The 18819-nt window shown below is 63.0% G+C and carries 19 protein-coding genes and 1 other RNA gene; 10 read left to right on the top strand and 10 right to left on the bottom strand.

The genetic code is table 11. From position 1 onward, the window contains the following. Positions 1 to 669: 669 nt before the first annotated feature. Positions 670 to 1800, top strand: a complete 1131-nt coding sequence (locus THIDRDRAFT_RS11875; protein WP_007041094.1) for a porin — start codon at positions 670 to 672, stop codon at positions 1798 to 1800. Between the two features lie 106 nt (positions 1801 to 1906). Here THIDRDRAFT_RS11875 and rpiA read toward each other — a convergent pair whose 3' ends face one another. The 5 genes from rpiA to THIDRDRAFT_RS11855 all read right to left on the bottom strand — a co-directional run bounded on the left by rpiA (position 1907) and on the right by THIDRDRAFT_RS11855 (position 4057). Further along, complete coding sequence (gene rpiA / locus THIDRDRAFT_RS11870; protein ID WP_007041093.1) at positions 1907 to 2566, bottom strand: ribose-5-phosphate isomerase RpiA; 660 nt, start codon at positions 2564 to 2566, stop codon at positions 1907 to 1909. Between the two features lie 37 nt (positions 2567 to 2603). After that, positions 2604 to 3242, bottom strand: a complete 639-nt coding sequence (locus tag THIDRDRAFT_RS11865; protein WP_050984703.1) for a 5-formyltetrahydrofolate cyclo-ligase — start codon at positions 3240 to 3242, stop codon at positions 2604 to 2606. 13 nt (positions 3243 to 3255) lie between these two features. Continuing rightward, a non-coding RNA gene (gene ssrS, locus THIDRDRAFT_RS24575) (6S RNA) lies at positions 3256 to 3441 on the bottom strand. A gap of 14 nt (positions 3442 to 3455) precedes the next feature. Continuing rightward, positions 3456 to 3851: a cell division protein ZapA gene (locus tag THIDRDRAFT_RS11860; protein WP_007041091.1), complete on the bottom strand. Its 396-nt coding sequence runs from the start codon at positions 3849 to 3851 to the stop codon at positions 3456 to 3458. Further along, positions 3848 to 4057, bottom strand: a complete 210-nt coding sequence (locus THIDRDRAFT_RS11855; RefSeq protein WP_007041090.1) for a TIGR02449 family protein — start codon at positions 4055 to 4057, stop codon at positions 3848 to 3850. The genes THIDRDRAFT_RS11860 and THIDRDRAFT_RS11855 overlap by 4 nt, the downstream gene beginning before the upstream one ends. Positions 4058 to 4133: 76 nt before the next feature. Here THIDRDRAFT_RS11855 and THIDRDRAFT_RS11850 point away from each other — a divergent pair, with 76 nt between their 5' ends. The 9 genes from THIDRDRAFT_RS11850 to THIDRDRAFT_RS11810 all read left to right on the top strand — a co-directional run bounded on the left by THIDRDRAFT_RS11850 (position 4134) and on the right by THIDRDRAFT_RS11810 (position 13940). Further along, positions 4134 to 4742: a UPF0149 family protein gene (locus THIDRDRAFT_RS11850; RefSeq protein WP_007041089.1), complete on the top strand. Its 609-nt coding sequence runs from the start codon at positions 4134 to 4136 to the stop codon at positions 4740 to 4742. Continuing rightward, positions 4739 to 6043 (top strand): Xaa-Pro aminopeptidase, encoded by a 1305-nt coding sequence (gene pepP / locus THIDRDRAFT_RS11845; protein WP_007041088.1) that lies wholly within the window; start codon positions 4739 to 4741, stop codon positions 6041 to 6043. Before THIDRDRAFT_RS11850 ends, pepP begins: the two co-directional genes overlap by 4 nt. 133 nt (positions 6044 to 6176) lie before the next feature. Further along, complete coding sequence (ubiH, locus tag THIDRDRAFT_RS11840) at positions 6177 to 7409, top strand: 2-octaprenyl-6-methoxyphenyl hydroxylase (protein ID WP_007041087.1); 1233 nt, start codon at positions 6177 to 6179, stop codon at positions 7407 to 7409. Beyond that, on the top strand, positions 7406 to 8635 hold the full coding sequence (locus THIDRDRAFT_RS11835; RefSeq protein ID WP_007041086.1) for a UbiH/UbiF/VisC/COQ6 family ubiquinone biosynthesis hydroxylase: 1230 nt from the start codon (positions 7406 to 7408) through the stop codon (positions 8633 to 8635). Before ubiH ends, THIDRDRAFT_RS11835 begins: the two co-directional genes overlap by 4 nt. A 297-nt stretch (positions 8636 to 8932) precedes the next feature. After that, positions 8933 to 10186 carry a 6-phosphofructokinase gene (locus THIDRDRAFT_RS11830; RefSeq protein WP_007041085.1) on the top strand — a complete coding sequence of 418 codons (1254 nt, stop codon included), beginning with the start codon at positions 8933 to 8935 and terminating at the stop codon, positions 10184 to 10186. A 402-nt stretch (positions 10187 to 10588) separates the two neighbouring features. After that, positions 10589 to 11134: an inorganic diphosphatase gene (gene ppa / locus THIDRDRAFT_RS11825; RefSeq protein ID WP_007041084.1), complete on the top strand. Its 546-nt coding sequence runs from the start codon at positions 10589 to 10591 to the stop codon at positions 11132 to 11134. After that, positions 11131 to 11631, top strand: a complete 501-nt coding sequence (gene moaC / locus THIDRDRAFT_RS11820; protein ID WP_086009930.1) for a cyclic pyranopterin monophosphate synthase MoaC — start codon at positions 11131 to 11133, stop codon at positions 11629 to 11631. Before ppa ends, moaC begins: the two co-directional genes overlap by 4 nt. Positions 11632 to 11712: 81 nt before the next feature. After that, positions 11713 to 12324, top strand: coding sequence for a ribosome biogenesis GTP-binding protein YihA/YsxC (gene yihA, locus THIDRDRAFT_RS11815; RefSeq protein WP_007041082.1), 612 nt, complete (start codon positions 11713 to 11715; stop codon positions 12322 to 12324). A 128-nt stretch (positions 12325 to 12452) separates the two neighbouring features. Beyond that, positions 12453 to 13940 (top strand): phosphomannomutase, encoded by a 1488-nt coding sequence (locus THIDRDRAFT_RS11810; RefSeq protein WP_007041081.1) that lies wholly within the window; start codon positions 12453 to 12455, stop codon positions 13938 to 13940. Between the two features lie 99 nt (positions 13941 to 14039). Here THIDRDRAFT_RS11810 and mgtE read toward each other — a convergent pair whose 3' ends face one another. From mgtE to rapZ, 5 genes are all read right to left on the bottom strand, one after another. Further along, positions 14040 to 15401 (bottom strand): magnesium transporter, encoded by a 1362-nt coding sequence (gene mgtE, locus THIDRDRAFT_RS11805; RefSeq protein ID WP_007041080.1) that lies wholly within the window; start codon positions 15399 to 15401, stop codon positions 14040 to 14042. Between the two features lie 84 nt (positions 15402 to 15485). Then, on the bottom strand, positions 15486 to 17228 hold the full coding sequence (gene ptsP / locus THIDRDRAFT_RS11800) for a phosphoenolpyruvate--protein phosphotransferase (protein ID WP_007041079.1): 1743 nt from the start codon (positions 17226 to 17228) through the stop codon (positions 15486 to 15488). Further along, the gene (locus tag THIDRDRAFT_RS11795) at positions 17225 to 17494 is read right to left on the bottom strand and encodes an HPr family phosphocarrier protein (RefSeq protein ID WP_007041078.1); all 270 of its coding nucleotides are present in this window, start codon (positions 17492 to 17494) and stop codon (positions 17225 to 17227) included. The genes ptsP and THIDRDRAFT_RS11795 overlap by 4 nt, the downstream gene beginning before the upstream one ends. 42 nt (positions 17495 to 17536) lie before the next feature. Next, entirely contained in the window at positions 17537 to 17932 is a 396-nt protein-coding gene (locus tag THIDRDRAFT_RS11790; protein ID WP_007041077.1) for a PTS sugar transporter subunit IIA, read from the bottom strand. Beyond that, a complete protein-coding gene (rapZ, locus tag THIDRDRAFT_RS11785) occupies positions 17929 to 18786 on the bottom strand; it encodes an RNase adapter RapZ (protein WP_007041076.1) in 858 nt (285 codons plus the stop codon). The genes THIDRDRAFT_RS11790 and rapZ overlap by 4 nt, the downstream gene beginning before the upstream one ends. Between the last annotated feature and the right edge of the window lie 33 nt (positions 18787 to 18819).

The raw sequence follows: 18819 nt of genomic DNA, 5'->3' as shown, positions 1-18819 counted from the left end.
ACGCTGGACTTGTCGACAAGGCCAAGCCGTATTGTCCGTGCGAGCCTTCGAAATCATCGCGCATTCCGCAACCGAGCCTGTCTGCGTTGGATGCTCGACGATACCGTCCGCCCAATGATTTTAGATCCTTGGATGCAGGGGGGAATCAGATCGCATGTGATCGCCCCCTTGGGCGACAGAATCCGAGCGCGTCTCGGTGCTCTGTTCGCAATAGGGCCCACGTTTGCGATCTGTATCGCGGGAGATCCACGCCGGTTTGTGTGGCGACTCGGGAGGCGAATTGGGCTACTGATATGCTCCTGTGTCGCGGCTCGTCATGCGTTCGGTGGGAGCCGAGTTCCTGTCTCGTTGTTTTGCGTCACATGCCGAGGGTATGGGGCGGGTTCGACTGACCTGATCTGCATCAGGGGCTTTCTTGAGACGTGATTAGGGTATTTGGCAGGTTGACGTCAATCGATCGATGGGTCATTTTTCAAGCCGTTAAGGCGTGCGTACAGCGATTCGAGGGCTTGATGAGTGCAAAAAAGATACACAATTGCCTGGTGTGTCTTTTTTCCGCCCAATCTGTTGCAAAACGCCATGTCGTCCTCTATAGTTCACAGCGCAAAGCATGATTGCGCTCGGTTTCTGCAGTCAATCTGACAAATTCACAACATAGCGGAGAACAGCATGAACAAGAAACTTCTTACCCTGGCGGTCGCCGCCGCGATGGTTGCTCCGACCGCCGCGATGGCCGATGCGATCCTCTACGGCAAGCTGCACATGTCCATTGACTATGCCGATGTCGAGTCTGGCTTCAAAGGCTGGGGCCTCAACGGTGGTGGCTCTGTTCCGGGCGTGGGTCGTGCCAACCGCATCGGTGTCAAGGGTTCCGAGGATCTGGGCAATGGTCTGAAGGCCATCTACCAGGTCGAGCTCGGCGTCAAGATGACCGAGGAGAGTTCTTCCGGCAACCTCGCTTCCGGCAGCAACGACTCCATCACCATGCGTAACAGCTACGTGGGCTTGGCCGGCGGCTGGGGTACCTTCCTGGTGGGTCGTCACGACACCCCGATGAAGATCTCCACCGGCAAGTTGGATCTGTTCTCCGACACCATGGCTGACTACAACGGCACCGTCGGCTTCGACGACGTGCGCGCCGACAACGGCATCGCTTACATCAGCCCCAGCCTGAGCGGCTTCCAGCTGGCTGCTGCTGTCGTCGCTGGTGGTTCCTCCACCGCTGGTTATGGCGAGAACATCAACTCCGACAGCCTGGCCGAGGCCTATTCCGTTGCCGGTATCTATAGCAACGGCCCCTTCTACGCGTCCTTGGCCTACGAGTCGTTCAGCAACGAGTTGTTCATGAACTCCGCCGCCAGCGAGTTGGGCAAGCTGAGCCCCAACTACGTCGATGACGATTACACCAAGTGGCGTGTTGGTCTTGGCTTGATGGACTGGAACGGTTTCACCCTGACCGGTATCTACGAAGAAGACTCCGACCTTCCGGGTGGCCAGCTCTCGCCCTCGACCGAGCCCGAGAAGCTGAAGATGTGGCAGATCCAGGCCGGCTACTCCTTCGGCAACAACATGGTCAAGGCCATGTACGGCAGCGGCAATCGTGACGGTCGCTTCAACGACGCCAACACCATCGATGAGTTCAAGGACTCCATCGAAGGCGATTATTACACTTGGGCGATCGCATTCGATCACAGCCTGAGCAAGCGTACCAAGGCCTATGCGGTTTACACCCAGGTCGACGACGATGCGCCTGATGCTGGCTGGGACGGTTTCTCCGTCGGTATGATCCACAACTTCTAAGCGATCCGCTCATCGCTTGAGAAGAAAAACGGGGCCTTCGGGCCCCGTTTTCGTTGCTTCGGATCGTTCGTCTCGACGGGGCGAGCGCGATCGTGTGGCGTGCTCCTCAGTCGCGGGTCAGCGTCTTGTTTCCCTGCGTCGAGCCAAGGATCAGGACGTCCGCCGGTCGCAACGCGAAGATGCCGACGGTCACCACCCCAGCGATATCGTTGATCCGGGTTTCCAGCTCGGCGGGCGCGTCGATCTGGAGGTTGTGCACGTCGAGGATGAGGTTGCCGTTGTCGGTGACGAATCCCTCTCGCCAGGCGGGGGTTCCGCCGATCTGTACGATCTCTCGAGCGACATAACTCCGCGCCATGGGGATGACCTCGACTGGCAAGGGAAAGGTCCCGAGCCGATCGACCAGTTTGGATTCGTCCGCGATGCAGACGAATCGTGCGCTCGCTGCGGCGACGATCTTCTCGCGCGTCAGCGCGCCGCCACCTCCCTTGATCAATTCGAGGCGTGCGTTGGATTCGTCGGCGCCATCGACGTAGAGCGAAAGTTCGCCGGCCGCATTGAGGTCGAGCACCTCGATGCCGTGCTGGCGCAGACGTTGGGTCGATGCCTCCGAACTCGAAACGGCACCCTCAATGCGATTTTTGACGGTCGCGAGCGCGTCGATGAAGTGGTTGACGGTTGAACCCGTTCCTACGCCGATCACGCCGCCCTCGACATAGTCGAGCGCTGCCTTTGCGGCCTGTCGCTTGAGGTCGTCCTGGTTCATCTTTGGTCCTCCGGTCTGGTTATTTTTGGGGTGCCGATCATATCAGAGCGCCCTTGGAATCGATCTCTTTCCGTCGTCTCGGTGTATAGAGACTGGATTCGGTGGCAACGGCATCGAGCGGAATATCCCACGCTCGCGGCTCGATTCGCTCCAGACGCTGGCACTCATGTGCGACTCCGATTAGCCTCGGGTGCCGCCAGCGCTTGGGTCGTCTTAGGAAGGCGAGGGTGCGGTCGTAATAGCCGCCGCCCATTCCGACTCGGTTGCAGCGTTCATCGAATCCGACGAGCGGCATGATGATCAGATCGATGGCCTGGCTTGGTGTCAGGTGTCGGCCTCGGGCGCTCGGTTCCGGTATGCCGAATCGGTTAGGGCGCATCCGGTCGCCGCTCCGAAAGCGGACGAATTGGAGTCGACGGCGTGATGTGCTGTTGGATGCCCGATCCAGAATCGGGAGGAGGCAGGTTTTGCCAAGCGTCAGCGCATGCTCCATCAAGGGGATGGGGTCGAGCTCGCCGTCCGCCGGCCAATAGAAGGCGATGCGGTGTGCGTGCAGAAAGAGGGGGGTTCGCCGGAGTCGTCTGGCGACAGCAATGGCGTGGCGCCGCTGTTCTCGTGGGCTCAGTGCGCGCCTTGCGTGCCTCAGCGCGCGTCTTGTCGATGGGAGTGACTGCATTGGAGAGGAAGGGACACCCCCCATTTGTGCCGTTGCGGGCCTTCGTTCTTGAACCAGACGGTTCAAGTGGGGACAGTCGTAGCCGCTTCAGGCTTTCCGCTCGAAGGCGGACTTGCGCAACAGCTATTCCGTCATATCCCCGGGGTAGTGATTAGGCTCAAGAAAATACCCAGGCCGCTGTCGAACACTACAGGGGGTGTCTTGAAAGCAAGGCTATACTCTTTCGTCCGATGCGTCCAGAGGGGGCTCGGTGCTCGTCTGGGCGGTGTGCTGTTCGGCGTCTCGCTGCGGCTCTGGGTGCTGCTCGTCATGCTCGGTAACCAGTGCGGCATTGACCTGATCCTGAAGCTGTCTGAGGCGCCGATTGGTGTCTTCGCCATAATTCGGCCGCGAGCGTTGGATCTGAATGAGATCGTGCGCAATGTTCAGGGCGGCGATGACCGCGATCCGGTCGGTGCCAATGACGCGGCCGGACTGGCGGATCTCGCGCATACGGTTGTCGAGTAGACGGGCCGACGCCCTCAAGTCGTCCTGCTCATGGTATTCGCAGGCGATGCGATACTCCTTTTCGAGAATCTTGATGCTGACTTGCAAGGGCTCTTCTATCACAGATTTTCCTCCATCGCGCGCAACCGGGACAGCATTGCCTCAACGCGGCTCCGTGCCTGCTCGGTTTTTTCGATCAACTCGCTACGTTCGGCGACCAGGCTGTCCTGGCGCGCCCGTAACGAAGTATTTTCGTCTCGGAGCCGTCGGTTCAGGTGGATCAGGGCGGTCACCTGCTGCTCCAGTTGGTCGAGGTCAAAGCTGGCCAAAGTCCACGACTCCGTTGAAATTCTGCGCACTATAGAAGGGGCGCCGTGAGCGGTCAATCGCGTCGGAGCGCATGCTATGATCGAGCGTCGATACAGCAATCAGGCGTTTTCATTGCGCCGGGGGGATTCCACGGATAACCAATACGACGAGGTCGAGCAACTGCTGCGGGCCACCCATCTCGTCCCGTCTCCGAGCGAGGCGCACGGCATCCTGGTTGGCTTCGTGTGCGCTGGAGCGGAAGATCCCGTTGCGCTCTGGCTCGACCATCTACTCTCCGAGCAGGAGGCCGAAAATGACGCCTTGTCCGAGGCGCGTGGCGGGCTCCAGGTGTTCGCTCACTCGGTTGCCGAAGAGGTTCAGGCGCGCGGCGATGGTTTGACGCTGTTGCTGCCGTCCGAGGAGGGGCCGCTGCTGGAGCGCGCGACCGGAATCTACGACTGGGTGCGCGGCTTTCTCTATGCTGTCGGCGTGCTCGAGCTGAAAGAGAACGACCTCTCGGATCAGAGTCGCGAGGTCATCCGCGATTTCGCCGACCTGACGCGCATGGACCTCTCCGATCTAGAAGAGACCGAGGAAAACGAGGAGGCGCTCGTGGAAATCACCGAGTTCGTCCGGGTCGCCGCCATGCTCATCCAGGAGGAGCGCAGTGCCCCGCCGCTGCCGTCCGCCGGGGAGCCGACATGACAGCGGCCGAGCACAAGCGCCGCCGGCGTGCCCTGGCCAAGGCGCTCGGGCGAGGTGCGGTCGTCATCCTGCCTGCGGCGCGGGAGGTGGTGCGCAATCGCGACGTCCATTATCCCTTTCGCCAGGACAGCGATTTTGCCTATCTCACCGGATTCCCCGAGCCGGACGCCTTTGCCGTTCTGATTCCCAAGCGCAAGGATGGCGAATTCGTCCTCTTCTGCCGCCCGAGCGATCCAGAGCGCGAGCAATGGAACGGTCGGCGGCTCGGCGTGGAGGGGGCCGTTGCCGTTTGCGGTGCGGATCAGGCGTATCCCTTGAGCGAACTCGATGAGCGCATGCCCGAGTTGATCGAGGGTTGCGAGCGGCTCTATTACCCCATTGGCATGGATGCCGGTCTGGACCAACAGGTTATGGGCTGGGTGAACAAGGTGCGTTCCAAGGTCAGGCTCGGTGTTACCGCCCCGGATACCTTCGTCGCGATCGAGTCGCTCCTGCACGAGCAGCGATTGCGCAAGAGCCGCGCCGAGCAGCAGGTCATGCGTCGCGCGGCCCATATCTCGGCCCAGGCTCACTGCCGGCTGATGCGCCTCGCGGCCCCTGGGCTTGAGGAGCGCGACCTGGAAACCGAGTTCCAGCATGCCTGCGCCGAGCAGGGCGCGCGCCATCTCGCCTATCCATCCATCGTTGGTGGCGGCATCAACGGCTGCATTCTGCACTATGTCGAGAACGATGCGACCCTGCGCGATGGCGACCTGGTGCTGATCGATGCCGGTTGCGAGCTGGATGGATACGCCTCGGACATCACCCGGACCTTTCCGGTCAATGGCCGTTTCACCCGGCCGCAGCGAGCGCTCTACGAACTGGTGCTGGAGGCGCAACGTGCCGCCATCGACACGTCGCGTCCCGGAGTGTCTTGGAACGCGCCGCACGAGGCGGCGGTCAAGGTGCTCACCAAAGGCCTGGTTCGGTTGGGCATCCTGTCGGGGAAGGTCGGGAAACTGATCGAGGAGGAGGCCTACAAGCCCTATTACATGCATCGGACCGGTCACTGGCTGGGGATGGACGTGCATGATGTCGGTCACTACAAGTCGGGTGGCGATTGGCGTGCGCTGGAGCCCGGTATGGTCCTGACCGTCGAGCCGGGCCTCTATCTGCCGGACACTAAGGCCGTGCCGAAGCCCTATCGCGGTATCGGTATCCGCATCGAAGACGACATCCTCATCACCGAGGACGGCACCGAGATCCTGACCGCCGACGTGCCCAAGGATCCGGACGAGATCGAGGCATTGATGGCCCGCTAGCCGGGCCGGGATCTACAGGCGCGTTTCGCTGTCTCGTTCCAGGAGTCGCTGCCCTGCTGTCCTCGCGGGCTTGGCCCGAGTGATGGCCGACCCCAACCCATTCTTGGATCGAATCAAGTCAGGTGTGAACGACATGTACCAATACGACGTCACCATTGTCGGAGGCGGTCTGGTCGGCGGCAGTCTGGCCTGCGCCCTGGCCAATACCGGGCTCAGGGTCGCCTTGATCGAGGCGGTCTCTCAGCAATCGCGCGCGCGTCCGAGCTATGACGAGCGTGTCATCGCACTCTCCCTGGGAAGCCAGCGCATCTTCGAGGCGATCGGGGTCTGGCCGGAGATGGCTCCCGAGGCGGAGCCGATCCTCAAGGTGCGGGTTTCCGATCGCGGGCATTGCGCCTTCACGCGACTCGATCATGCCGAGGAGGGCGTCGAGGCGCTTGGCTACGTGATCCCGGCCCGCGCCATGGGGGCGGCGATCCAAACCGCGCTCAAATATGCGGGCAACCTGGAGATCTTCTGTCCGGCCCAGCTGCTGACCCATCGTGTCGGCGCCGATGGCGTCGAGCTGAACCTGCTCGCCGACGGCGAGTCGGTCTCCTTGCGGACTCGGCTGCTGGTCGCGGCCGATGGCGGTCAGTCCGGGATTCGGGCCGGACTGGATCTGCAGGTGAGGGAGCATGCCTACGGACAGGATGCCATCATCACCACCGTCACCCCGGACCGTCCTCTGCGCGGTGTCGCCTTCGAGCGGTTCACGGATACGGGTCCCCTGGCCATGCTGCCGATGACGGCGGGGCGCTATTCGGTGGTCTGGACCTGTCGCGATTCCGAGACCGCAGATCTGCTGATGCTGTCCGACCAGGACTTCCTGGACCGGTTGCAGGTGCGTTTCGGTTTTCGGCTCGGTCGGTTGGGGCAGGTGGCGTCGCGCCGCGCCTATCCCTTGAAATTCGTGCTGACACGGGATTCGGTTCAGGATCGTCTGGTCATGATCGGGAACTCGGCCCATACCCTGCATCCGGTGGCCGGTCAGGGGTTCAATCTGGGTCTGAGGGATGTCGCCGGTTTGGCCGAGGTGCTGGCGGATTGCGCGGCCGCCGGGGACGATCCGGGCGCGACCGAGACGCTCGCCGGATATCGGCGCTGGCGCGGTCGCGACCAGATGGCGACCGCCGGAATGACGGATGCACTCGCGCGACTCTTCGTGCCCGACTGGACGCCGCTGATCATGGCCCGTGCCGCCGGCATGCTGGCTGTGGATCTCATCCCTCCGGCCCGTCACCTGTTGGCCAGGCGCTTCATGGGGCTGGGCGGCCGTCAACCGCGCCTGGCCTGCGGACTCTCGCTCGATGGAGGTCGTTCATGACAGAAGCCGATGCGACATTCGACCTGGTGGTCGTCGGTGGCGGCATGGTCGGCGCGGCGTTCGCACTCGCCGCGTCGGGGCAGGGGCGCTCGATCGCCGTCGTCGAGCCGCGCGAGCCGGCCCGCCAGTGGCCTGAGGGCGAGATCGATCTGCGTGTCTCCGCCTTGAGCCGTGCGAGCCAACGGATGCTGCAGCGACTCGATGCCTGGGATCGCATTCGCGAACTGGGCGCCAGCCCCTATCGCCAGATGCATGTCTGGGACGCGCTCGGCGGTGGCGAGATCCATTTCGACAGCCGGGACGTCGGCGAGGCCGATCTCGGACACATCGTCGAAAATCGAGTGATCCAGCTGGCGCTCTGGGAGGAGCTGGAGGCCGCCGAGGATGTAGTCCTGCTCTGTCCGGCCGCCATTTCGGACATGGAGCGGACGCAAGCTGGATGGCGTCTGCTGCTCACCGATGCCCGCTCGGTCGAGACCCCGCTGCTGGTCGGCGCCGATGGGCGCGACTCGCTGGTGCGCGAACTCGCCGGGATCGCGACCGAGGGCTGGGAGTACGGCCAGAAGGCGATCGTCGCCAACGTGAGGCCGGAACGCACGCATCAGGAGACCGCCTGGCAGCGCTTTCTGCCGACCGGCCCGCTGGCCCTGCTTCCGCTTGCCGACGGACGCTGTTCCATCGTCTGGTCGGCCGACGATGCGCGTGCCGCCGAGCTCTTGGCGATGGACGAGGACGCCTTCTCGGAGGCGCTGACCGCCGCCTCCGAGTCGCGCCTGGGGCGCCTGACCCTTGATGGACCTAGGGCGGCGGTGCCGCTCAGGCTCCAACATGCCAAGCAGTACGTCCGGCCCGGACTCGCGCTCGTCGGCGATGCCGCGCATGCCATTCATCCGCTGGCGGGGCAGGGTGTCAACCTTGGATTCTTGGACGCGGCCGAGCTGGCCTCCGCGCTCGATCTGGCCGAGTCCGCCGGGCGCTCGCCGGCCGGTCTCTGGACCCTGCGCCATTATGAGCGTGCTCGGCGCGGCGACAATCTGGCGATGCTCGCGGCCATGGATGCCTTCAAGCGGCTGTTCGGTCAGGATGGCGAGCCGATGGTCAGTCTGCGTGGGCTGGGGTTGCGGATTGCGGACCGGTTCGCTCCGCTCAAGCGTCGCTTCATGGACCGGGCGCTTGGACTCGGCCAGGATTTGCCGCCGCTGGCGCGGCCCTGGATCGGGCACTGATCGATTCGATTCATCCATGCGGCGGAATTTTCGATTTGGACCGACCGCCGCTTTTGGTTAGGCTTGCCGCCGTTTCGGCCGCAGCTTCGTCATCTTCAAGGCCGGCGAACGGACCTGTCGCTGCCCGTTCTTCTATAGATCCTACATGCAGCAGGGCAGCGCCGAATGTGCCGTCGCTCTGCTGCAGGCCCAGGCCGGTCAAGCCGCCGAGTAGCGGGGCGATTTGCCCGCGCGGCGCGACTGACGCGGCCGGTGCCGTTTTTCATTTACGCTGAATCAGAACGAGAGGGGACGAATATGTCTGCGAAGAATGCCTTTTATGCCCAGTCCGGTGGGGTCACCGCCGTCATCAACGCCTCGGCCTGCGGTGTGATCGAGACCGCCCGCCGTCACACCGACAAGATCGCCAACGTCTATGCCGGGCGCAATGGCATCATCGGCGCATTGACGGAAGACCTGATCGACACCAGCCAGGAGTCGGACGAGGCCATCGCTGCGCTGCGCTACACTCCGTCCGGCGCCTTCGGTTCCTGCCGCTACAAGCTCAAGAGCCTGGAGGCCAATCGGCGCGAATACGAGCGTCTGATCGAGGTCTTCAAGGCGCACGACATCGGTTATTTCTTCTACAACGGTGGTGGCGATTCGGCCGATACCTGCTACAAGGTCTCTCAGCTCTCCGAGGCACTGGGCTATCCGGTGCAGGCGATCCATGTCCCCAAGACGGTGGATAACGACCTGCCGATTACGGACAACTGCCCCGGCTTCGGCTCGGTGGCCAAATACATCGCGACCTCGGCCCTGGAGGCGTCCTTCGACGTGCGATCGATGGCCAAGACCTCGACCAAGGTCTTCGTCCTGGAGGTGATGGGACGTCATGCCGGCTGGATCGCCGCCGCCGGCGGACTGATCGAGGATCACGACATCCCGGTCATGATTCTCTTCCCCGAGATCGAATTCGATCAGGAGCGTTTCCTCGCCTCGGTCAAGGACAAGGTCGAGCGCTCCGGCTTCTGTACCATCCTGGTGTCCGAGGGCGCCAAGTATCCCGATGGACGTTTCCTGGCCGAGCAGGGGACACGGGACGCCTTCGGTCATGCCCAGCTCGGTGGTGCGGCCCCGGTCGTGGCCAACATGATCAAGGATGCCACCGGCTATAAGTTCCACTGGGCGGTGGCGGACTATCTGCAGCGCGCTGCACGTCATCTGGCCTCCAAGACCGATGTCGAACAGGCCTATGCCATGGGGCGCGCCGGGGTCGAGTTCGCGCTCGCCGGCCACAATGCCGTGATGCCGACCGTCAAGCGCTTGAGCAGCGATCCCTACGCCTGGGAAGTTGGCGAGGCGCCGCTGTCCGAGGTTGCCAACGTCGAGAAATTCATGCCGCGCGATTTCATCTCGGAAGACGGTTTCGGCATCACGCCCATCTGCAAGGAGTATCTGATTCCGCTGATCCAGGGCGAAGACTATCCGCCGTTCGAGCAGGGGCTGCCCAAGTACGTCACCTTGAAGAACGCCTCGGTCGAGCGCAGGCTGCCGTCCTTCGAGCTCTGACCGCGCTGTGGTTCCGCACGCGGAGGCTGCCGTCGGATGCGGCATCCTCCGTTGCCGTCTCGGGCGTCATCGATTCGCAATCGGGCCGCAACAATTCCTTGAAAATCTCAAGCATTGGGATTTTCGGTGGCTCGATAGACTACAATTGCCGGCTAAACGTTCCAGCGGGCCCTTCCGGGGCCTTTTTTCTTTGGCCTCGACGTCCCTGCTGGCACCATCCTTAGAGACCTAAAGGTGAATGACGAAAAACATCCCATCTGCCGCTTGGGGTGAGAAACGAACCCCAAGAGTGCGCCGCTGTCGGGATTCGCTCTCGCTCGCCCCAACCGGATAGGACATTTCGACAATCACCCGAACAGTTTTTCAACTCACCCTCTCTACTTAGACTTTCAGAGGTCATTGATGGATATTTCCAAGGTTTCCCGGGGCGATCTTCCCCACGTGCTTAACGTGATCATCGAGATTCCGGCGCGCTCCGATCCGGTCAAATACGAGATGGATAAGGAGACGGGCGCCATGTTCGTCGACCGTTTCATGTCCACCGCCATGTACTATCCCTGCAACTATGGCTATGTGCCGCATACGCTGTCTCCGGATGGCGACCCGGTGGACGTGCTGGTGGCCACGCCGTACTCCCTGATCCCGGGCTCGGTCATCAAGTGCCGGCCGATCGGCGTGCTCAAGATGACCGACGAGTCGGGCGACGACGCCAAGATCCTGGCCATTCCGGTCGATTCGCTCTACAAGGGCTATCGTCAGATCGAGAGCTTCCGCGACATGCCGCAGCATCTACTCGATCAGATCGCGCACTTCTTCGAGCACTACAAGGATCTCGACGAAGGCAAGTGGGTCCGTGTCGGCGGTTGGGGCGGCCGGGAAGAGGCGTATCAGGAGATCATGAACAGCGTCAAGATGTTCGAAGACGCCCCGGATAAGCCGGCCTTCTGATGTCTCTGACCCATTTCACTCCATCGGGCGACGCCCACATGGTCGATGTGGGCGACAAGGTCGTGACCCGACGTCGGGCCGTGGCCGAGGGGTGGATCCGGATGGAGCCGGAGACGCTTGCGCTGATCGAGCGGGGTGGACATGGTAAGGGCGACGTGCTCGCAATCGCGCGCGTCGCCGGAATCATGGGTGCGAAGCGGACCGCTGACCTGGTTCCGCTTTGTCATCCGCTGAGTCTGAGCCGGGTCGACATCGCACTGGAGCTTCGGCATGGCGAGTGTGCCGTGCAGTGCAGCGCGACGGTCGAGACCAACGGCCGGACCGGCGTGGAGATGGAGGCGCTGTGCGCCGTTCAGGTCGCGCTGCTCACCATCTACGATATGTGCAAGGCCGTCGATCGCGGCATGTGCATGACCGATATCCGGCTCGTCGAGAAGTCGGGAGGCCGCTCCGGGCTCTGGAGGCGCGATCCCGATGCCTCTGTCCCGAATCCTTGATCCCGCCTTTCGATCCTCTCCGTCATCGTTGCGGGCACCCGCCGTCTTTCTCTCGTTTTACATCCAGGATGCGTTCCGACGATGAATCCCTTTTATCAGCGCGCTCATTTTCTCTCGGCCGCGAGCCGCCTCGACCACGCCCCGGCCGACAGCGGTCGCGAGGTCGCCTTCGCCGGTCGTTCCAATGCTGGAAAATCGAGTGCTATCAATGTGCTCTGTCATCAGAATGCGCTCGCTCGGACCAGTAAGACTCCGGGACGCACCCAGCAACTGATCTTTTTCGAGCTGGACGAGGAACGGCGTCTGGTCGATTTGCCCGGCTACGGTTTCGCCAAGGTCTCCGTGTCGGTCAAGCGCGAGTGGCAGCAGCATCTCGCGCATTATCTGGACTGTCGGCGCTCGCTGGTGGGGTTGGTGATCGTCATGGACATTCGGCACCCGCTCACCGACTACGATCGTCAGATGCTGGCCTGGGGGCTGAAGGGCGAGATGCCGCTGCTCCTGTTGCTGACCAAGGCGGACAAACTCAAGCGCGGCCCGGCGCGCTCGGCGCAGCTCGCGGTGGAGCGCGCCGTCTCCAATCACAGCGATCGTGTCAGCGTGCAGCTCTTCTCGGCCCTGGAGCGCCAGGGCGTCGAGTCGGTTCAGGGGGTGTTGGACCGCTGGCTGGAGGTGCCACCGCCGGCGAACTGAGAGAGTTGGCCGGACGCCGCTTGGCGCGATGTCACGGTGGCCTGTGCGAGCAACCTGGAGCGCCTAGGCTAGAATCGAATTTTCATTGCAGCGATTGGCGGCGAGCGCGATCCGCCCAAGGGAGCGACATGCATATTGGCGATTTGATGGCCGAAAGTGGGGTCAAATTTGGCACCAGCGGTGCCCGAGGTCTTGCCTCGGAGATGACCGACTGGGTCTCTTATGCCTATACGGTTGGTTTTCTGCGCTATCTCCAAGAGGTCGGCGTCCTGGTTGCGGGGCAGGCGGTCGGGATCGCGGGCGATCTGCGTCCGAGCACGCCGCGTATCATGGCCGCTTGCGCACAGGCGGTGCTGGACCAGGGATGCCGGCCGGTCAACTTCGGGTTCATCCCGAGTCCGGCGCTTGCAGCCAATGGCATCGCGCACGGCATTCCTTCGCTCATGGTAACCGGGAGTCACATCCCGGACGATCGCAACGGCATCAAGTTCAATCTACCGACCGGGGAGATCCTCAAACAGGACGAGGAGGGCATCCGTGAGCAGGAGGTCAAGCGGCCGCACGGACTGTTCGATGCGGCTGGCGCCTTCATCGATGCGAATGCCGCCCGGCTCCCCCCGCGCGAGGATTCGGCCTATCGCGACTATATCGCCCGCTATCTCGACTTCTTCCCGTCGGGTTGCCTTGCGGGTCTGCGGGTCGGAATCTACGAGCATTCGAGCGTGGCGCGCGAGGCCTATGCCGATGTACTTGGCGGTCTCGGGGCCGAGATCGTCCGCCTCGCGCGCTCGGAGCAGTTCGTTCCGGTCGATACCGAGGCGATCCGCCCGGAGGACATCGATCTGGCGCGCCAATGGGCGACGAACGACCGCTTCGATGCCCTGGTCTCGGCCGATGGCGACGGCGATCGTCCGCTGATCGGTGATGAGCAGGGTATCTGGCTGCGCGGCGATATCGCGGGCGTGCTCTGTGCCCGGCAGCTGGGCGCCACTGGTGTCGTGACGCCGGTGAGCAGCAACACGGCGGTCGAGAAATGCGGCTGCTTTCAGTCCGTCCTGCGGACCCGTATCGGTTCGCCTTTCGTTATCGAGGGCATGCAGACGCTGATCGATCGGGGACTGAGTCCGGTGGTCGGCTACGAGGCGAACGGTGGCTTCCTGCTCGCCAGTCCCATCGAGATCGACGGACGCAGGCTGGCGCCCCTACCCACACGCGACGCCGTGCTGGTCGCCGTCACCATCCTGCAGGCCTCGGTCGAGCAGGGCAAGCCGCTCTCGGACCTGGCGAGCGATCTTCCGCGCCGCTTCACCTACAGCGATCGGCTCAAGGATTTTCCCACCCATATCAGCCAGGCGCGCATCGCCACGCTGGTCAGTGGCGATTTCCCCCAAGACAAGGTCGCAATCGAAGCCCTGTTCGGCGAGTCTTTTGGCTCAGTCGTATCAACCGATGTCACCGATGGTCTGAGGATCACATTCGCCAGCGGCGAGATCGCCCATCTGCGTCCCTCGGGCAACGCACCCGAGTTGCGCGCCTATACCGAGGCCGACTCACCGGAGCGGGCCCGCGACATGAACGCGACCTGCATGGATATCCTCGCAAGCTGGCGGCGATGATTTTGTCGCCAGCCGCCAGCCGCCAGCCGCCAGCCGCCAGCCGCCAGCACTATAATCTTGCTGGTAGCTGGTAGCTGGTAGCTGGTAGCTGGTAGCTGTTTACAGCAGGAAGATGGTCGCCAGGCCGAGGAAGGAGAGGAAGCCGATGACGTCGGTGACCGTGGTGAGGATGACGCCACCGGCCAGCGCGGGGTCGATTCCGAAGCGTTCGAGTGCCAGCGGGAGCAGGGCGCCGGAGAAGGCGGCGGCCAGCAGGTTGATGCTGATGGCGGCGCCGATGACCAGTGCGATGTCGGTGTCGTGGAACCACAGCTTGGCGACCAGCGCGACGACGATGGCCCAGATGACGCTGTTGATGCCGGCGACCGCCATCTCCTTCCACAGGAGCCAGCGTGCGTTGTTGATCGAGAGCTGTCCGAGCGCGAGCCCGCGAATGGCAAGCGTGAGCGTCTGTGTGCCGGCGATGCCGCCCATGCTGGCCACCACGGGCATCAGCACGGCCAGGGCCACCACCTGCTGGATGGTTGCCTCGAAGCGTCCGATGACCCAGGCCGCGAGGAAGGCGGTGAGCAGGTTGACGCCGAGCCAGAGCGCTCGGCGGCGGGCGCTGAGCAGGACCGGGGCGAACATGTCCTCGGTCTCCGACAGACCGGCCTGTCCTAGGAACTGGTGATCGGCCTCCTCACGGATGACGTCCATGACGTCGTCGACCGTGATGCGTCCGAGCAGGCTTCCGTCCTCGTCCACGACCGGCGCCGTGACCAGATCGTGTTGCTCGAATCGGGTCGCGACCTCGCGCGCGCTCCACGAGGCCGGAATGGCCTGTACGTCGAGCGTCATGGCCTCGGCGACCGTGTCCTCCGGGTCGTGGGTGAGCAGGTCGGTCAGATAGAGGACCCCGAGATAGTGACCCTTGCGGTCGACCACGATGAGGTTGTCGGTGATGTCCGGCAGTCCGTCCTTGAGTCGGCGCAGATAGCGCATCACCACGTCGAGCGTCATCTCGGGACGCACCGTCACGGTGTCGGTGTTCATGAGACCGCCGGCGCTGTCTTCGTCGAACGACAGGGCCTTTTCGAGACGGTCGCGTCGCTGCTGATCGAGCGATTTGACCACCTCCTGGGTGATGGCGACCGGCAGGTCCTGCAGCATGTCGGCCAGGTCGTCCGTGTCCAGGCTGCCCATGGCGGCGATCAGCTCGCCGGTGTCCATCAGCCGGATCAGATGCTCGCGGACATCGTCGTGGAGATAGGTGAGGACCTCGCCGTCGTATTCGGCCTCCACCAGATTCCACACCAGTTCGCGTTCCTTGGGTGGGAGCGATTCGAGCAGATGGGCGATTTCGGCCGGCTGTAGTGCGTTGAGCATGCGCGCGGCCCGACGCATCCCACCCTGCTGCAGAACCTGCTGCAGATCCTCGAGTCGGGTGTTGTCGGGGTTGCTGGGAACGGGGACGGTCATAGAAGCCCTGTCGGTCGCGAGATGGCGGACGCAATGCCGTGATGGCGCCTATGCTACCAGAGCCGAGCGGCGATCTTCGCGAACTCAGTCGGCGTTCAGGGCATCGAGCAGAAGACTCGGATCGGCGTCGTCCAGGCGCGTGAAAAGGAACTCGGCGCGCGCGTTCAGCTTCTGGGTGTCGGCGTTCAGCACGGTCTCTTTGATATTTAGAATAGCGCCTGGTTGCATGCTGAATTCGCGCAATCCCATTCCGAGCAGCAGTCGGGTGAAGCGGGGGTCGCTGGCCATTTCGCCGCACATGCTGACAGGGACGCCCTCGGCTGCGCCGGCCTCGATGATGATGCGGATCAGCCGCAGGATGGCCGGATGGGTTGGGTCGAAGAGATAGTTGACCGCGTCGTCCAGTCTGTCGATGGCGAGCGTGTATTGGATGAGATCGTTGGTGCCGATGGAGAGAAAATCCAGTCGGCGGGCGATGGGTCTGGCCGCGAGCGCGGCGCCTGGCACCTCGATCATGGCACCGATCCGCATCCGGGGATCGTAGTCGAGTCCGTCTGCGTCGAGTTCGCGCTTGATCTGGCCGATGAGGTCGAGGACCGTGTCCACCTCATGCAGATTGGTCACCAGGGGGAGCATGAGTCTGACCGGTCCGAGCGCGGAGGCGCGCAGTATGGCGCGCAGCTGCGGGCGAAAGAGTTCGAGTTCCTTGAGGCAGAGCCGAATTGCGCGCAGTCCGAGCGCTGGATTGGTCGCGTTGTCACTCGGGCCGGGCATGGCGTCGGTGCGTTTGTCCACGCCCAGATCGAGCGTGCGGATGGTGAGCGGGATTCCATCGAGTCCCTCCAGGATCTCGATGTAGTTGGCCAGATGTTCCTCTTCGTCCGGGAGGTCGTCCCGATTCATGTAGAGGAACTCGGTGCGGTAGAGGCCCACTCCGTCCGCCCCTGCGGCCCGGGCGACCTGGACATCCTCGGACAGCTCCAGGTTGGCCATGATCTTGATGGGTACACCGTCGCGGGTCCGAGAGGGCAGGTCCACCAGGTCGCGCAGTTGGCGCTGACGTTGCTCGATAGCCCGCAGCCGTTGGCGGAAATGCTGGCGCGTGTTGTCATCCGAGCTGGCCAGCAGTGTGCCGGTCTCGCCGTCGACGATCAGGAACTCGTTCGGTCGCAGATAGCGCGTGGCCTCGTGGATCCCAACGATCGCCGGGATACCGAGGCTGCGGGCCAGGATTGCGGTGTGCGACGTGGGCCCGCCGTATTCGGTCACGAAGGCAGCGGCGCCACGCTGGTGGAGCAGAATGGCGTCGGCCGGGGTGAGATCCCGAGCGACCACGATATGGCCGATCAGGTCCTGATCGGCGAGCACGGGTGGGGCGGCGTCCTCGCGCAGGAATCCCTGAATCTGACGCACTAGGTGCTGGACGTCGTCCCCGCGCGCGCGCAAATAGGTGTCGTCCATCTCGTCGAACACCTGCATCAGTCGTTCGCAGTGGATCTGTAGCGCCCATTCGGCGCAGCACAATTGGCTCTGGACGATGTGCTGGATCGCACCGGTCATCATCGGGTCGTCGAGCATCAGGAGATGCGCGTCCAGGAATTCGGCGGCATGGATCCGGCTGTCGGTCGAAATCTGGTCCCGCACCATTCGCAGCGCCTGGCGCGCGGCATCAAGGGCCTGATCGAATCGGGTCAGTTCGGCCTCGACCTGATCGGCCGCGATGGCTCGATGGGCGGCGGTATGCTGGTCGCGGGCGTCGATGAAGGCAGGGCCCAGGGCGATCGAGCAGGCCGAGGCGATCCCGATGCCCTGGAACGCGATCGTCACTCGCTCTCTCCGAAACGGTCGCGGATGAGCGTCTCGATCGCGTCGATGGCCTCCTGCTCGTCCTCGCCCTCGGCCTGAACCCTCACCTTGGTGCCCTGGCTGGCGGCCAGCATCATCACGCCCATGATGCTCTTGCTGTTGACGCTCTGGCCTCGGCGTTCGATCTCGATATGGCTCTTGAAGCGTCCGGCGCATTGCACCAGCTTGGCTGCAGCCCGCGCATGCAGGCCCAGCTTGTTACAGATTTCGAATTCTTTGCGAATCATCCGGCATGAATCCCTGTTGCGCGAGTGGTCCCATCGCGGTTTTCAGTCGTGTTTGCAGAGTTGGACGCCATCGCGTTCGCCCTGAAGTGCCTTCTCGGTCACGGCATCCAGATCGAGGGTGGCGTAGTTCAGCGCTCTCAACAGCATGGGCAGATTCACGCCGGTGAGCACCTGTACGTTGGTCCGTAGTTCCTGGAGCCTGTTGGCCACATTGCACGGTGTAGAGCCGAAGAGGTCGCTCAGGATGAGCACACCGTCGCCCTCGTTGAGCCGATCTAGGCGGCGCAGGCATTCCTCGATCAGATCCTCACGCGGCGTATCGTTGACGACCTCCACACCCTCGACACCGGCTGGGTCGGTGCCGAGTATCTCGCCTGCGATCCGCAGCAGATCCCCGGCGAGCGGGCTGTGGGTGATGAGCAGAACGCCGACGCTCACGCCAGTTCTCGATGTCGGACGATGACGCTATGTCCGAGTTGCTCGAAATGGCGTCTCAGTTGCTCCGTCATGTAGACCGAGCGATGCTGGCCTCCGGTGCAGCCGATGGCGATGGTGAGATAGCTTCGGCCGTCGGTTTCGAAATGCGGGATCCAGCGCTCGAAGAAGGCGAGGATGTCGTCGCGCATGTCTCGGGTCTCGGCGTGTTTTTCCAGGAACGCCTCGACCAGCGGATCCAATCCGGTCAGTCGCTTGAGCTCGGGCTGCCAATGGGGATTGGGTAGGCAGCGCACGTCGAAGACGAAGTCGACGTCCTGTGGGACCCCGTGCTTGAAGCCGAACGACTGAAGCAGAATCGATGCCTTGGGCGAGGCGTTGCCCATCGCCCAGCCGCGAACCCGGTCGCGAAGTTCGTGGATGTTGGTTTGAGTCGTGTCGATCTGGACATCGGCGCAGTCCCGGATCGGCTTGAGCAGTTCGCGCTCCAGCTGGATGGCCTCGCTCAAGGGGCGATCGCCGCGCGTCAGCGGATGCTTGCGGCGTGTCTCGCTGAAACGCTTGATGAGGGTCTCGGTCTGGGTCTCCAGAAAGAGTACATGGCAGTCGATGCCTTGCTCCAATGCCGTCATCACCAACTCGGGGAGCTGGACCAGCGCCTCTCTGTTGGTTCGGGCATCGATTCCGACGGCCGTGTTGGTGAAGGCGGTATCCAGCGTGTTGTGGAGCCCCAGCGCCAAATCCTTCAGCAGGAAGAGCGGCAGGTTGTCGATGCAGTAGTACCCCAGATCCTCGAGCGTGTGGAGCGCAACGCTCTTTCCGGAGCCTGAGAGGCCACTGAGAATGATGAGTTTCATCGCATGTCTTCGCGTCGGGTATCGTTGATGTGA

It is taken from the genome of Thiorhodococcus drewsii AZ1, assembly GCF_000224065.1.
Classification (GTDB): Bacteria; Pseudomonadota; Gammaproteobacteria; order Chromatiales; family Chromatiaceae; genus Imhoffiella; species Imhoffiella drewsii.
The sequence above is the reverse complement of the archived record's forward strand: the minus strand, read 5'-3'. Positions and strand labels throughout refer to the sequence as shown.

Coding starts and splice junctions, on each gene's coding strand:
- THIDRDRAFT_RS11875 (WP_007041094.1), top strand. CDS start 670: ATGAACAAGAAACTTCTTACCCTGGCGGTCGCCGCCGCGATGGTTGCT.
- rpiA (WP_007041093.1), bottom strand. CDS start 2,566: ATGAACCAGGACGACCTCAAGCGACAGGCCGCAAAGGCAGCGCTCGAC.
- THIDRDRAFT_RS11865 (WP_050984703.1), bottom strand. CDS start 3,242: ATGCAGTCACTCCCATCGACAAGACGCGCGCTGAGGCACGCAAGGCGC.
- THIDRDRAFT_RS11850 (WP_007041089.1), top strand. CDS start 4,134: ATGATCGAGCGTCGATACAGCAATCAGGCGTTTTCATTGCGCCGGGGG.
- pepP (WP_007041088.1), top strand. CDS start 4,739: ATGACAGCGGCCGAGCACAAGCGCCGCCGGCGTGCCCTGGCCAAGGCG.
- ubiH (WP_007041087.1), top strand. CDS start 6,177: ATGTACCAATACGACGTCACCATTGTCGGAGGCGGTCTGGTCGGCGGC.
- THIDRDRAFT_RS11835 (WP_007041086.1), top strand. CDS start 7,406: ATGACAGAAGCCGATGCGACATTCGACCTGGTGGTCGTCGGTGGCGGC.
- THIDRDRAFT_RS11830 (WP_007041085.1), top strand. CDS start 8,933: ATGTCTGCGAAGAATGCCTTTTATGCCCAGTCCGGTGGGGTCACCGCC.
- ppa (WP_007041084.1), top strand. CDS start 10,589: ATGGATATTTCCAAGGTTTCCCGGGGCGATCTTCCCCACGTGCTTAAC.
- yihA (WP_007041082.1), top strand. CDS start 11,713: ATGAATCCCTTTTATCAGCGCGCTCATTTTCTCTCGGCCGCGAGCCGC.
- THIDRDRAFT_RS11810 (WP_007041081.1), top strand. CDS start 12,453: ATGCATATTGGCGATTTGATGGCCGAAAGTGGGGTCAAATTTGGCACC.
- mgtE (WP_007041080.1), bottom strand. CDS start 15,401: ATGACCGTCCCCGTTCCCAGCAACCCCGACAACACCCGACTCGAGGAT.
- THIDRDRAFT_RS11795 (WP_007041078.1), bottom strand. CDS start 17,494: ATGATTCGCAAAGAATTCGAAATCTGTAACAAGCTGGGCCTGCATGCG.
- rapZ (WP_007041076.1), bottom strand. CDS start 18,786: ATGAAACTCATCATTCTCAGTGGCCTCTCAGGCTCCGGAAAGAGCGTT.